Raw genomic sequence first — 523 nt, 5'->3', positions numbered from 1 at the left:
GTCTAACCTTCGGGGGGACGGTTACCACGGTGTGATTCATGACTGGGGTGAAGTCGTAACAAGGTAGCCGTAGGGGAACCTGCGGCTGGATCACCTCCTTAATCGACGACCCAGCTGCATCGTAAGCACCCACACGAATTGCTTGATTCATTGAAGAAGACGATAGCAGCCTGTTGTTGATGGGCCGTCGCTCTGTTGGTTGGAGCGCACCCCATGCTCTGAGGTAGAGAGCAGGGTGAGGTCAGATGCAGCCCGTATATAGGTCTGTAGCTCAGTTGGTTAGAGCGCACCCCTGATAAGGGTGAGGTCGGCAGTTCAAATCTGCCCAGACCTACCAGCACCTGAAAAGGCTAGAGTTTAGAAATGAGTATTCTGAAAAGAATATTGATTTCTAATCTTTGATTAGATCGTTCTTTAAAAATTCGGATTGTGACAAATTTTAGACTGTGCACCACTTTCACTGGTGGGGTGCAGGCTAAGGCAAAATGAAAGTTTGTATCTACAAGCTTTCGGCGAATGTCGT

The 523-nt window shown here is 48.6% G+C and carries 1 tRNA gene and 1 rRNA gene; both read left to right on the top strand.

Features of this window, described 5'->3' with window-relative positions:
• Positions 1 to 101 (top strand): 16S ribosomal RNA (locus DGA31_RS29495); the annotation flags it as partial.
• Positions 102 to 260: 159 nt separating this feature from the next.
• Positions 261 to 337: transfer RNA gene (locus DGA31_RS29490), tRNA-Ile, on the top strand.
• Positions 338 to 523: the final 186 nt, after the last annotated feature.

The organism is Pseudomonas ovata, assembly GCF_003131185.1.
Taxonomy (GTDB): domain Bacteria; phylum Pseudomonadota; class Gammaproteobacteria; order Pseudomonadales; family Pseudomonadaceae; genus Aquipseudomonas; species Aquipseudomonas ovata.
Note: the sequence above shows the minus strand (reverse complement) of the source record. Positions and strands in the feature narration are given on the sequence as shown.